We start from the raw sequence: 13305 nt of genomic DNA on the forward strand, positions 1-13305 counted from the left end.
GCTGCCCGCCGTCTTGCCTGGATTGCTTTAGCTACGACGCCGGGTGCGTGAACGGGATCCGGTCGAACGACATGACGCTCGTTGCTTCGTCCGGGTTGACCGTGACCTTGAGCCAGTCCTTCGCATTGTTGGAGCCATCCACGGTGATCCGCGTCAGGTTCTTCGCTGCTGTGGCCTGGCCGTAGAAAGACAGCCACGTCGAACCAGCAGCAAGGGGGTGGTCTTGGTTGTACACGTGGCTGTCACCGTTGATCAGGTAGACCGGGCCGCCGAACGAGTTCGATTCCTCGATCAAGGTCTGTACCAGGGGCTTGAAAGCACCAAAATCCGCTTGGGAAGGGGCCGCGACTGTCGGGTCGAACATGTCCGCCTGCGTCATCACGACGACGGCCCGGTCACCGTTGTTCCGCGCCTTGCGGAAGGTATCCCTCAACTCCTGGATGTCGGCATCGGTCCTCTGCTGTACCTCGTTGAGTTGGGCAGCCGTGGGCCGGGTCTGGCCGAGTCCCGTCCACGGCAGCATCGAGTTATTGCTGCCCGGAATGTTGACGGCAGTGAAGGCGACCTCATGCTTGCGGAAGCTGACGTTCTCCGGGAAGCCTTCTTTTGCCTGCGACTTCACCGTCATCGATGCGCCAAGTGTGAATCCGGGCTTCGGGAAGAAGACTTCCCGGACCTTGGCCAGTCTTTCCAGGGGGTTGTAGGCGCCGTTGTTCGTTCGGTGGCAGTCAGTCCACTCGTTGTCGCCCGGGGTGTAGACGAGCGGGACGGTAAAGCTGTCAAAGTTCTTCTTGATGGCTTCGAAGTACTGGTCTGTGCACTGGGAGGATCCATTCTTGATATCGCCCACGTGTGCTACAAAACTCAGTTCCTTGTGCGCATTCAGGTCCTCGACGTAGGACGGGAAGGCCTGGATCTCAGCGTCACCGTAGGGCACGTCGCCGATCACGCCGAAGCTGAAGCCCTCGGTATTGCCTTGGTGCCCGTTGCCGTTAGAGCCGTTTTGTCCTGAGTTGCTACCGTCATTGGCCGCCAGTGCAGGCGACATGAGCAACGTGGTTGACAGCAGGACGGCCCCAACCGTTGCGATCGCGAATCTCGTCATTGAACGCATGAATCTCTCCTCGTCGTTGGTCTCGGTTACCCGGACGAGGTTATTGGCGCGAGCTGAATTCAAAGAGTCCGAGACATGAATCTTCCCCACCAGGTTCCGCTGCAAAAAGGCCCTGGAACGCAAAAAGGCCCAGGAACGCAAAAAGGCCCCGGTCAGGGACCGGGGCCAAAACGCGGAGACGGGGGGATTTGAACCCCCGGTGGAGTTGTGCCCCACACTTCATTAGCAGTGAAGCCCATTCGGCCGCTCTGGCACGTCTCCAGTTGCTATTGCTAGCCAACCAAGGATACGCAGAATTGGGCACCCAGTGCAAAACGGGGGCGCGGGCCGCCGTCGGGCGCCGCACCGCCGCCTGTCGGACCTGGCGCGGACCGCCGTCGGGCGCCGCACCGCCGTGGAGAGCGCTACTGCCCCGAACCCTCCTTGCCCGCAAGCGCCCGCCACAGGAAGTGCTGGCTGCGGGCTTGGAGCGAGGCCGCCTGGCGGTTGTCCGAGGCTCCCGCGTGACCGCCTTCGAGTGCCTCGTGGAACCACACGTTCGGGATGCCCATTGCCTGCATCCGGGCTGCCATCTTCCGCGCCTGGACCGGGCCTACGCGGTCATCGGAGGTGGCCGTCCAGATGAACGTCTCCGGGTACTCCACGCCGTCGCGCAACAGGTGGTACGGCGAGAAGGTACGGATGTACTCCCACTGTTCCGGGACGTCGGGGTCGCCGTACTCGGCAATCCAGGAGTAGCCGGCCGAAAGCTTGGTGTAGCGGCGCATGTCCAGCAACGGGACGCCGCAGGAGATGGCTCCGAACAACTCCGGGTACTGGGTCAGCATGTTGCCCACCAGCAGTCCGCCGTTGGAGCCGCCCACGCAGCCGAGCCGCCGCGGGCTGGTGACGCCCCGCGAAATGAGGTGCCGGGCCACAGCGGCGAAGTCCTCGAACGCGCGGTGTCGATTCGCCTGCAAGGCTGCGCGGTGCCAAGCGGGACCGTATTCGCCGCCGCCGCGGATGTTGGCCACGACGTAGACGCCTCCGCGTGAATGTGCCGCGGAGCCGTCTTCGGTCGTGATGCTTTCGCTCCGGCGCTCCAGCCAGGCGCGCCCGACGGATCCGCTGTAGGCCGGGGTCCTTGAGACCTCGAACCCGCCGTAGCCCGAGAGCTGTGTGGGGTTCTCGCCGTCGAGGTCAAGATCTTTGGACGCCACCTGGAAATAAGGCACGCGCGTGCCGTCTGCCGAGGTGGCGAAGTGCTGCTGGACCTCGTAGTCTGCCTCATTGAAGAACGACGGCGAGGACTTCACCACCGCGTGAGTGCTGGACACCCCGCCGTCGTGGCCTGCGTCGAGGCTGTAGCTGGCGATGCCCGGGGACAGGGTGCCGCGCATGAGCGTGGTGGGGGTGGTGAAGCCGGTAGCGACGAGCCAGTAGTCGTTGCCGGCGTCGTCGCCTTCTGCTTCGTCCTCGTCGTCGACGGCGTAGGCGTTCACGTCGTGCAGGGGCGGGCACGCATCCAACAAGGTCGAGGCCCACCCGCCGGCGGAGTCCTTGCGGGCCGGGTCGAGCACTCTGATTTCGGAAGAGACATCGTGCAGCAGGTTCAGGAGGAGGTAGCTCCGGGTCCAACTCCACGACTGGAGGGACGTGTGCTCATCCGGGGTGAAAAGCACCGTGAAGTCGCGTGCCCCGGACAGATAGCTGTCAAAGTCGGCGGCCAACAGAGACCCGGCGGCGTAGGTGGTTCCGTCGACGTTCCAGTCCTGCCGTGGACGGAACACGAGCCATTCGCGGTGGGAACTGAGGTTGACGTCAGTGGGGACATCAATGGCGAGCCACGCGTCGTCGCGCAGCACGGAGGTGGTCCGGTTGAAGAAGTCGATCCAGTCCACGGCGAACGTCCGTTCGAAACCCGGGGTGGAGTCGTGGGCGACGAGGGCCATCATGTGGTCTTCGGGAATCTCGAAAATCCGTTCGGCCTCAGTCAGGGATTGGCCCCGACGGAGCTTCACGCCGGTGCGCGAGTAGGACGAGCTGGTCTTCGGCAGGCCCTCGGCGGTGGTGGCAACCAGCAGGGTATCGCCATCGAGCCAGCTCACGTTGCCCTTCGCAGTCGGGAGGTCGAAACCGCCTGCGGCAGGGTCCACGAAGGTGCGGGTCTCGACGTCGAACTCGCGGTGGCGGTTGGCGTCGCCGCCGTCGGGGGAGAGGGCAATGATGGCGAGGCGGTGCGGTTCGCCCTCGGCCGGGCGAAGGAAGTTGGCGCCGTGGAAAACCCACTCTTCGCCTTCAGCGGCGGCCAGCGCATCGATGTCGAGCAGCACGTCCCATTCCGGTGCGTCGCGGAGGTAGCTTTCCCACGTTGTCCGGCGCCAGAGGCCCTTGGGGTTCTGCTGGTCTTTCCAGAAGTTGTAGTAGTGCTCGCCACGCTTGTTGACCATGGCGATCCTGTCCGTGGAGTCCAGAACCTCCAGGATTCCGGCTTCCAAGGCGGCGTAGTCGGCGTCGTCGAGCAAGTCTTCGGTGCGGGCATTTTGCTCCCGCACCCAGGCCAGCTGTTCCTCGCCGTGAATGTCTTCGAGCCAGATATTCTCGTCGACAGGCTCGGGGGCGATTGCGGTTCCCTGGGCAGTTTCGTTGTCGGGCGCGGGCGCTTGATCAGCTGCTGTGGTGGTCATCCCTCATCCTAGAGTGACTGTCTGAGAAGGAAGCAAGTCACAAGAAGTTAGGCTTGGGCGTGGGTAAATCGCAGAACATTCGGGTTGGGCTGATCGGGGCAGGTCCCCGCGGCACCAGTGTGCTGGAGCGTTTGCTCGCCAATTGGGCCGCGACGGAAACCCAAACGCGTTCCCTGCACATCGACGTCGTGGACCCCTATCCAGCCGGTCCCGGGCACGTGTGGCAGCCCGAACAATCCCGGCTGTACCTCATGAACACGCAGTCTTTCTACCCCACATTGATCCCGGAGGACGAGCGACTCGCGCCACCCTTGGCCGGCGGCTCCTTTGAGCAGTGGCGAGCGGAGCAACGGTCCGTCGGCGGACCGGGCCTGAGCGCCGAGGAACGGGCCGAACTTGCCGCGCTCGCTTCCCACGATTTTCCCAGCCGCGCCCTTTACGGGCGGTATCTGCGCTCGACGCTGGAGGAACTGCTGGACCGTGTCCCGGCCGGCGTTGAGATCGCCTTCCACCGGACCAAGGCCGTGGCGGCGCGTCCCCTGCCGGGCGGCCCGGCGGACGGTTCGCCGGGTGAGCCCGCGGGCGGAGGGTTCGACGTCGAACTCGACGACGGCGCCCGGCTCACCGTGGATTCCCTCGTCCTCGCGCTGGGCCACCTCGAGTCCCGGCTCAACCCGGAGCAGCGTTCGTTCAGGGAGGTGGCGTCCGAGCTCGGGCTCCTGTACGTGCCGCCCGCCGCACCCGCCGACGTAGACTGGGCACTGGTCCCGGACGGGGAGACTGTCCTGGTGCGGGGCATGGGCCTGAATTTCTTCGACGTCATGGGCCAGCTGACCGAAGGCCGCGGGGGACGGTTCGTGCCGGCTGAAGACGGTCTCCAGGGGAAGCTTAAGTACCTGCCTTCGGGCCGGGAACCGAGGATCATCGCGGCATCCAGGCGTGGCACCCCGTACCGGGCCAAGGCCGGCTTGGACGGTTACTATCCCAAGTCCGTGCGCTTGCGGTATCTGACCGAGAGCGCGGTGGAACGCTTCGCCGCGGCCGGAATCCAACCTGGCTTCGATCACGACCTTTGGCCCCTCCTGCATCGGGACGCCCTGTGGGCTTACTATTCAACGTTGGTCGTGGCGGAACCTGTAGCCGTGTCGGATGCGACTGAATTCCTTGCGGCCTTGGAAGACTTGTTGCGGCCACATGCGCATGCCACCGGGCGATGGGAAAACCAGGTCGGGGAGTTGGTCTCCATCCACGTTGCATCGTCGCGCCGGCTTGACCTTCTGGGCCTCGCGGCGCCCTTGGCCGGGCATTCGTTCGCGTCCAGGAAGGAACTCGACGCCGCCGTCGTGGACTATCTGGACGACGACGCCCGCCGCTCCGCGCTCGGGGAAGCAGATCCCGTGAAGATGGCCATCGGTGCCTTGCACACGGGACGGGCGATCCTGAAGAGCGCTGTGGCCGACGGCGGCATCACGGACGAATCGTGGGTTGGCGAGCTGCGGGGCTGGTTCGAATCCTTCGTCGAGGGCCTCGCGAGCGGTCCTCCCGCCCTGCGCGCCGAACAGTTGGCCGCTTTGGCGCGTGCCGGCGTCGTGAGTTTCGTTGGCCCGGATCCGCGATTCAGCGTTGATCATTCCAAAGGCGTCTTCCGCGCGGTGTCTGCCTGGGTGCAGGCCGTTGCCGCGGAAGCCAGGACCCTGATTGAGGCGATGTCGCCGTCGAACCGGGTGGGTGTAAGCGTTTCTCCGTTCCTGCGGCAGTTGCTCGCCGACGGGTTGGTGCGGCCCAAAGTGATGATGACTGCCGAGGGAACGCCTGTGCAGACCTCCGGGTTGGATGTCCAACCGCACCCCTACCGCCTGGTGGGCGCCAACGGTTCCGTGACTCCGGGGATGTACGCCCTTGGCCTGCAGCTTTCCTCCACCCAATGGGGAACGGCCATCGCCGCCGAAGCCCGGCCTTCCGACGGCACCAGCTACCGAAGCGGCCAACGGACCCTCCGCGACGCCGACGAAATCGCAAGGGACATACTCGGCCTTCCTCTCCAAAAATGAGCATGCTTCGCCAAGCAAAATGAGCATGCTCCCCGCCCGATCCTGCGAGTGGACATAAACCTAATATGTCCATTCGCCAAGGCCGGGAGAGAGCATGCTCATCCGGGGTTGCGGGCTTATGAAGCCTGGTTTTCGATGAGCTTGAAGATCGCACCCGTCGGGTCGGTCAGGGTGGCCATCCGGCCGTAGGGAGTGTCCTCAGCTGCCTGAACAATCGTGGCGCCCAGGGAGACAGCCTGCTCGATGGTGGCATCGACCTTGTCCACCGCGAAGTAGACGCCCCAGTAGGACGGCACCTCGGCCGGGAGGAAACCGGAAGCATCCATGATGCCGGCCTTCGAGTCGTCGCCCGCCCCGAGCGTGGTGTAACGGAACTCCGGGGTATCGCCCACGACGGTCGTTTCCCAGCCGAAGACGTTCTGGTAGAAGGAAACTGCCGAGTCGTACTCCTTGGCAAAGAGCTCGTGCCAAGCGGGCGCGCCTGTTTCGGCAGCCAGCTGATAGCCCTTCATCTCGCCGAACTGCCAGGCACCGATGGCTGCTCCGGAGGAATCCGCGTACATGGCCATGGTTCCCTGGTCGGGCACTTCCATGGGTTCCATGTAGACCTGGCCGCCGTTGGCGACCGCCGCTTCGGTGGTTGCCTTGATGTCGTCAGTGCGCAGGTAAGTGGACCAGACATCGGGCATCTGGGCCATTTCTTCCTGCTTCTGCATGATTCCGGCCACCATCTTGCCGTCCTTCGAAGCCGTGATGTAGCCACCGTACTTTTCCTGGTCCCCGGTCTCGTAGGTCCAGCCGAAGAGTGTGTTGTAGAAGGACTTTGCCTTCTCCGGGTCCGAGGTCATCAGGTCGATCCAGCAAGGTGAGCCGGGGGTGATGTCAGGCGTGGGCATGTTTGCTCCTGTGTCGTTACCGCGGTTGTTGCCACGGTTTCTTGAGTGGGTGGTGGAGACAGACAAAACCCTATGCGGGGCCTCTGGCAGTTTCAATGCCTTGGGTCAATGCCTTCAGCGGAACCTAGCCCATGACGAGCATCAAGATGAAGTAGATCGCGCCGCCAACCACCGAGTAGATGGCGAAGGGCGTCAGGGTCCGGGTCTCAAAGAAACGAAGCAGGAACTTGGTGGCGAACCATGCAGCGACACCCGCGCACAGCGCACCCACCAGGAACACGCCGCGCTCGTCGGCCATGGCCGGGGTGAAGAGGTCAGGCAGCTTGAGCACGGCTGCTGCGCCGATGATCGGCGTCGCGAGCAGGAAACTGAACCTCGCGGCGTTCTCGTTGTTCAGACCGGACAGCAGGCCGCCGGCCATTGACGAGCCGGAGCGGGAGATTCCCGGGATCAGCGCGGCCGCCTGGGCCGTTCCGATTCCCAAGGCGCGCTTCCACGACAAGGTGGCGATTTCGGCGTCGGAAGCCGTTGCAGTCACCGGTTGCGCGGCCGCGCGGAGGTTTTCCCTGGTCCGCAGACGTTCGGCCGCAAAAAGAACGAGACCGTTGACAACCAGGAAGACGGCAGCGATCAGTGGGGAACCAAAGAGGTTCCGAATGGGCTTTTCCAGGACCAAACCGATGATTCCGGCAGGCACGGTTCCAACCACGAGGAGCCAGCCGAGCTTTGCATACGTGTCTGACGGAGCAATCTTCCTGTCGCGGATGGAACGGCCAAGACCCTTGGCAATCTCAATCCAGTCGCGGAGGAAGAAGAAGAACAGCACAATTGCTGTAGCCAAGTGGGTGGCGATGAGGAAGTTCAGGAATTCCGGTGCCTTCTGGTCCAGGCCCCAACCGAAGAGTTTGGGCAAGATGACGCTGTGGCCGAGGCTGGAAATCGGGAAGAGCTCGGTGATTCCCTGCAGCAGGCCCATAACGATGGCCTGGATCATATTAATCATGGGCTCGATCCTAGCCAGTACCGATTACCGGGAGATGAACGTTTGCTGGGAGGCCGCCGTGTGCCAACAGGTCAACGCGACTACGGGGGCAGGTGGCTAATATCGACGAATGACCCAAGAGCGATGGCGGCAGGTGTCCGAATGGCCCATGGTGGCGGCAGCAGTGCTGTTCCTGGCGGCCTACTCATTCCAGGTGATCGCGAATCTCACCGAGGCCCAATCCACCGTTGTTGACACCATCATCTGGGTCACCTGGCTGGTGTTTGCCCTGGATTACGCGATGTGCCTCGTCTTGGCGCGGCGTCGCGCGCAGTGGTTCGTGCGGAACCTGCACGAATTGCTGATACTGGCCCTCCCGGTCCTCAGGCCGTTGAGGTTGTTGCGGCTGGTAACACTGCTGAAGCTGCTTCATCGCACCGCCGGGAACGCCATACGGGGCCGCATCCTCACTTTTGTTCTAGGGTCCGCTGCCCTCCTGACGTACTGTGGGGCGCTCGCCGTCCTTGATGCGGAGGAGAACGCCGCGGGCGCCAACATCACCAACTTTGGCGATGCCATGTGGTGGGCGATGGTCACCATTACCACCGTCGGATATGGGGACCACTACCCGGTGACTGTCGTGGGCCGCTGCGTTGCCGGCGGTTTGATGGTCTGTGGGATCGCTGTCCTGGGCGTCGTGACCGCTTCGGTTGCCTCGTGGCTTGTTGAACAGGTCTCCTCCGGAGCTGCGGCGGCAGCGACGGTCGCCGAGGAGCCCATGAAGCAGGAGATTCGCCGGTTGGCTGGGCAGGTCGAGCGCCTGAGTGCCCTTTTGGAAAACGCCGACGGCGAGCTACGGGGCGGCCTGGTCGGAGCCCGCGGCGACCACTCGCCGTCGCCGTAGCTCGCCACCCTAAGCTCGCCGACGAGGCGCGTTCTTAGTCCTTCGCGCGGACGGGGATGCTCGAGGAAGAGATCAAGACCGCGCTCTTTTCTTCGTTGGTGGCGGGGCGGATCTGGCCGCGTTCTGGGACGAAGACGATGGCCTCGTCTTCCTCTTCGGGGGCGTTGACGAAGGAGCGGAAGCGACGGAGCCGTTCCGGGTCCTTCAGGGTCGCGGCCCACTCGTCCTCGTAGGACCCGACGTGCTTGGCCATGGCGGCTTCGAGCTCGTCGGCGATGCCGAGGGAGTCCTCGACGACCACCTGGCGCACGTGCTCAAGGCCGCCGTCGAGCTCCGTCTGCCAATGAGCCGTGCGCTGGAGCCGGTCCGCGGTGCGGATGTAGTACATGAAGTAGCGGTCGATGTATTTGATCAGGGTCTCGTCGTCCAAGCCGCCGGCGAGGAGCTGGGCATGGGCGGGGTTAGCGCCGCCGTTGCCGCCGACGTAGAGGTTCCACCCTTCCGCAGTCGCGATCACGCCGACGTCCTTGCCGCGGGCTTCGGCGCATTCGCGGGCGCAGCCGGAGACGCCCATTTTGAGTTTGTGCGGGCTGCGCAGGCCGCGGTAGCGCAGCTCGAGGTTGATGGCCATGGCGACCGAGTCGAGGACGCCGAAGCGGCACCAGGTGGAGCCCACGCAGGATTTCACGGTGCGCAGGCTCTTGCCGTACGCCTGGCCGGACTCCATGCCTGCGTCAATGAGCTCGCCCCAGATGAGCGGGAGTTGTTCGAGGCGGGCGCCGAACATGTCGATCCGCTGCCCGCCGGTGATCTTCGTATACAGGCCGTACTTCTTGGCGATCGTGCCGATGACCACGAGCTTGTCGGGCGTAATCTCCCCGCCCGGGATGCGTGGGACCACGGAGTAGGTGCCGTCTTTTTGCATGTTGGCCAGGGCGCGGTCGTTGGTGTCCTGCAGGGACCCGCGGCCGGCGTCGAGCACGTACGCGGAATGCTGCGACGCGAGGATCGAGGCGATGGTCGGTTTGCAGATGTCGCAGCCCGCGCCGGTGCCATATTTGGCCAGGATGTCCTCGAAGGATGTCAGTTCCAGCACTCGGATGGCGTCGAAGAGTTCCTGCCGGGAGAGCTCGAAGTGCTCGCATAGGGCCTTGGAGACCTCGATGCCGGACTTCTTCAGTTCCCCTTCGAGGAGCTTCTTGATCATCGGCACGCACGAACCGCACTGCGTCCCGGCCCGGGTGCAGGCCTTGAGGCCTGGCACGTCGCGGACCGGATCCTTGCCTTCGCACGTCCCGCACGCGTTGACGGCGTCCCGGATGGACCCGGCAGGGACGTTGTTGCACGAGCATAGGATCGCGTCATCCGGCAGTTCGGTCTCGGGGGCGTCCCCGCCGCCTGCCGCGGTGAGGTAGGCGCCGGGTTCGGCGGGCAGTTCCCGGCCGAGCAGCGGGCGCAGGCTCATGTAGGGGGTTGCGTCGCCGACGAAGATCCCGCCCAGGAGGGTCTTGGCGTCGTCGGTGGTGACGATCTTCTGGTAGACGCCGCGGGCCGGATCCGCGTACACGATCTCCAAGGAATGTGGAGTCTTGGCGAACGCGTCGCCGAAGCTGGCCACGTCCACGCCGGAGAGCTTGAGCTTGGTGGCGGTGTCGAAACCGGGGAAGGTCGCTTGGCCGCCGTGCAGGCGGTCGGCGACGATCTCGGCCATCGTGTTCGCCGGAGCCACGAGCCCCAGGCACATGCCGCCGAAGTTCGCGACTTCGCCGATGGCGAAGATGCCGGGGATCTCGGTTTCGCAACCGTCGGAAATGACAACACCGCCGCGCGGGCCAAGCGTGAAGACCTGCTCCTCGCCCTCCGCTGCACGGAAGAGCTCATCGCGCGGCCGGACACCGATCGCGACGATCACGATGTCGGCGTCGATGATGCGGCCGTCAGCCATGAGGACACCGGTGACCTGGCCGTCGTCGTCGGACAATACTTCCGAGGGGAACACGCCGCCGTGGATTTCGAAGCCCTTGTCCTTGATGAGCCGGCCCATTGCCTGGCCGGCGCCTTCGTCGAGCTGCGTGGCCATCAGCCAGGACGCGCCGTCGATGACGATCGGGGTGGCGCCCAGCCGCTCAGTCCCGGCGGCTGATTCGAGGCCGAGGAGCCCGCCGCCGATGGTGACGGCGTTGACCTTGCGGCCGAGCTTTTCCGTGAGCTGCGTGATTGCTTCGTTGATGGCCCAGACGTCTTCGAGCGTGCGGTAGACGTGCGTGTGCTCGGCGCCCGGGATGGGCAGGCGGGCGGCATTCGAACCCGTCGCGACCACGAGGGCGTCGTATTCGTAGCTGTTGCCGGCCGCGGTTTCCACGGACTTGGCATCGGGGTTGATCTTGACCACCCGCTCGCCAGTGCGCAGGTCCAGCGCATCGTGGTCCCACATGGACATGTCGCCCAAGGTGAGGTCGCAGTCCACCTCGATGAGCGCCCTGCTCAGCGTGACGCGGTCATAGGGAAGATGCGCTTCCTCGGTGAGGACCGTGACGTGCCAGCCCTTGAGACCGCGGGTATGCATGGCATCGGCAAAACGGTGGGCCGCAGGGCCTCCACCGGCGACGACAATGCGGCGCGGGTTCTCTGAGGGGGAAGTATGTCCGGTCACTGGCGGCCTTTCGCATGTGCCGCAGAACCGTCATCCGCGACTTGTCACTTCAGACTAAAGACACGCAGTTTCGCGTCAGTTTCCCCTTTGTTTCGGGGACTTAACTTCGGCATCACGGTGAGGATTGCGGCAATGTGAGGTCTCCTTTACGAGCAGGACACATTGATTGCATTCCGGCGAAACATCGCAGGCCTACCGTGAAGTTGTGGCCGCAAACGGCCCGTGCCGGATGGCGGAATTGGATCCGCCGGACCGGCAGGCTTAAGCGATAGGGGCTGAAATGACCGTAATTCTGGATCGGGAAAAACTACAACAGCAGAGCGCACCGACCGCGTCCGGCGGCTGGCACCGCGTGTGCGCAATCGACGAGCTGGAACCGGCTTGGGGCGAAGCGGCCTTGGTCGGAGGCAAGCAAGTAGCGCTTTTCCGCACGACGCCGGACGAGGTCCTGGCGGTGTCCCAGCAGGACCCGGCAACGCTGTCCAATGTCATGGCGCGGGGAATCGTCGGGTCAAGGGGCAGCCGTCCCACCATCGCCTCGCCGCTTCACAAAGAGGTCTACGACCTTGAAACCGGCGAATGCTTCACCAACCCCGAACTGCGGCTCGCAAGCTACGCCACCCGACTGGTGGACGGATACGTCGAAGTAGCCGTCTAGGCTGCTTCAGCCCCCGACGCCGATTCCGGCCGGTTCCGCCCGCGGAACCGGCCATTGGTGTTTCTTGGCATTGCATCGGGATTCCAACCGTTTAATGCAAAAGAGGCCGGCCATGGAATCCAAAGATTCACATGAACCGGCCTCTCAGCTGCGCTGTGCCGCGCCACGCGGAAGGTAAGGGATTTGAACCCTTGGTGCGGGGTTACCGCACACTGGTTTTCAAGACCAGCTCCTTAGGCCGCTCGGACAACCTTCCCTGCCTAGTAGTGTTTCATAGGGAGTTGGCTGCGCCAAAAACCTGCCGCCGCGATTAACGCGGTTAAGGTGTCTGAAAGGCCAACTGCACTGAGCAAGGGATCGGGAGCACTCTATGAAAGCCGTCTACATCTCCGAACCGGGCGGGCCTGAGGTTCTGGAAATCCGGGACGTCCCCGCTCCGGTTCCCGGCCCCGGCGAGGTTCTCATCGACGTCGTCGCCGCCGGTCTCAACAGGGCGGATGTCCAGCAGCGCCGCGGGTTCTACCCGCCACCACCGGGAGCATCCGAAATTCCGGGGCTTGAGGTCTCCGGCAGGATTGCCGCTTTCGGACCCGGGGTGAGCAAGCCGTTTTCCGTGGGTGACAAGGTAGTGGCCCTGCTTTCGGGTGGCGGCTACGCGCAGCAGGTTGCTGTCCCGGCGGAGCAGGTTTTGCGATTGCCTGACGGCGTGGATCTGGTCACCGCGGCGTCCTTGCCTGAGGTGGCAGCCACGGTGTACTCAAACCTCATCATGACTGCACAGCTGCAAGCGGGTGAGACGGTATTGATCCATGGCGCCACGGGCGGCATCGGCACCATGGCGATCCAACTCGCCAAAGCGTTCGGTGCCAGGGTCGCGGCGACGGCCGGTACGGCCGAAAAGGTCGGAACCGCGAAAGCCTTCCTCGGCGCCGACATTGCCATCAATTATGTGGAAGAAGATTTCGCCGAAAGCCTCAAGGCACAAAACGGCGGCAAAGGCGCGGACGTGATTCTCGACGTCGTCGGTGCCAAATACCTGCAGCAGAACGTGGAAGCGCTCGCCGACTACGGCCGGCTGGTAGTGATCGGGCTGCAGGGGGGTGTCAAGGGCGAACTCAACCTCGGTCAGTTGCTCAGCAAACGCGCGGCGATCATCGGCACAGCGCTCCGTCCGCGTCCTGTTGCGGAAAAGGGCGTCATCATGAACGCCGTCCGCGAATCCGTTTGGCCTATGCTGGCAGACGGCCGGATCAAGCCGTTCGTGGCCAAGTCGTTCCCTTTGGAGCAGGTCCGTGAAGCCCACGAATACTTCGATTCCGGCGAGCACATGGGCAAAGTCCTGCTGCTGCTTTAGCCGCGCCCGCCAAATCGGCAGTACGAA

At 64.0% G+C, this 13305-nt stretch carries 9 protein-coding genes and 2 tRNA genes; 4 read left to right on the forward strand and 7 right to left on the reverse strand.

The genetic code is table 11. The features are described from left to right. Positions 1-31: 31 nt before the first annotated feature. From AB4Z38_RS03485 to AB4Z38_RS03495, 3 genes are all read right to left on the reverse strand, one after another. Complete coding sequence (locus tag AB4Z38_RS03485) at positions 32-1114, reverse strand: hypothetical protein (protein ID WP_441428419.1); 1083 nt, start codon at positions 1112-1114, stop codon at positions 32-34. A 173-nt stretch (positions 1115-1287) separates the two neighbouring features. Next, positions 1288-1375 (reverse strand) — tRNA-Ser (locus tag AB4Z38_RS03490). 143 nt (positions 1376-1518) lie between these two features. Continuing rightward, positions 1519-3780, reverse strand: coding sequence for a prolyl oligopeptidase family serine peptidase (locus AB4Z38_RS03495; protein WP_441428420.1), 2262 nt, complete (start codon positions 3778-3780; stop codon positions 1519-1521). A 59-nt stretch (positions 3781-3839) separates the two neighbouring features. On the opposite strand from AB4Z38_RS03495, the gene AB4Z38_RS03500 reads away from it, so the two are divergent. Then, entirely contained in the window at positions 3840-5831 is a 1992-nt protein-coding gene (locus tag AB4Z38_RS03500; RefSeq protein ID WP_441428421.1) for an FAD/NAD(P)-binding protein, read from the forward strand. Between the two features lie 116 nt (positions 5832-5947). Here the strand turns inward: AB4Z38_RS03500 and AB4Z38_RS03505 are convergent, their stop codons facing one another. Both AB4Z38_RS03505 and AB4Z38_RS03510 read right to left on the reverse strand, forming a co-directional pair. Next, on the reverse strand, positions 5948-6727 hold the full coding sequence (locus tag AB4Z38_RS03505) for a VOC family protein (RefSeq protein WP_441428422.1): 780 nt from the start codon (positions 6725-6727) through the stop codon (positions 5948-5950). 124 nt (positions 6728-6851) lie between these two features. After that, entirely contained in the window at positions 6852-7730 is an 879-nt protein-coding gene (locus AB4Z38_RS03510; RefSeq protein ID WP_441428423.1) for an undecaprenyl-diphosphate phosphatase, read from the reverse strand. Between the two features lie 109 nt (positions 7731-7839). On the opposite strand from AB4Z38_RS03510, the gene AB4Z38_RS03515 reads away from it, so the two are divergent. After that, positions 7840-8613: a potassium channel family protein gene (locus tag AB4Z38_RS03515; RefSeq protein WP_441428424.1), complete on the forward strand. Its 774-nt coding sequence runs from the start codon at positions 7840-7842 to the stop codon at positions 8611-8613. A gap of 34 nt (positions 8614-8647) precedes the next feature. Here AB4Z38_RS03515 and nirB read toward each other — a convergent pair whose 3' ends face one another. Further along, a complete protein-coding gene (nirB, locus tag AB4Z38_RS03520; protein ID WP_441428425.1) occupies positions 8648-11266 on the reverse strand; it encodes a nitrite reductase large subunit NirB in 2619 nt (872 codons plus the stop codon). 280 nt (positions 11267-11546) lie between these two features. On the opposite strand from nirB, the gene nirD reads away from it, so the two are divergent. After that, positions 11547-11924, forward strand: a complete 378-nt coding sequence (gene nirD / locus AB4Z38_RS03525) for a nitrite reductase small subunit NirD (protein WP_441428426.1) — start codon at positions 11547-11549, stop codon at positions 11922-11924. A 168-nt stretch (positions 11925-12092) separates the two neighbouring features. On the opposite strand, the gene AB4Z38_RS03530 is transcribed toward nirD, so the two are convergent. Then, a tRNA-Ser gene (locus tag AB4Z38_RS03530) sits at positions 12093-12180 on the reverse strand. A gap of 114 nt (positions 12181-12294) precedes the next feature. Between AB4Z38_RS03530 and AB4Z38_RS03535 the strand changes: the two genes are divergently transcribed. Next, positions 12295-13278, forward strand: a complete 984-nt coding sequence (locus AB4Z38_RS03535) for an NAD(P)H-quinone oxidoreductase (protein ID WP_441428427.1) — start codon at positions 12295-12297, stop codon at positions 13276-13278. Positions 13279-13305: the final 27 nt, after the last annotated feature.

It is taken from the genome of Arthrobacter sp. 2RAF6 (assembly GCF_052115205.1).
In the GTDB taxonomy this organism is placed as follows: domain Bacteria; phylum Actinomycetota; class Actinomycetes; order Actinomycetales; family Micrococcaceae; genus Arthrobacter.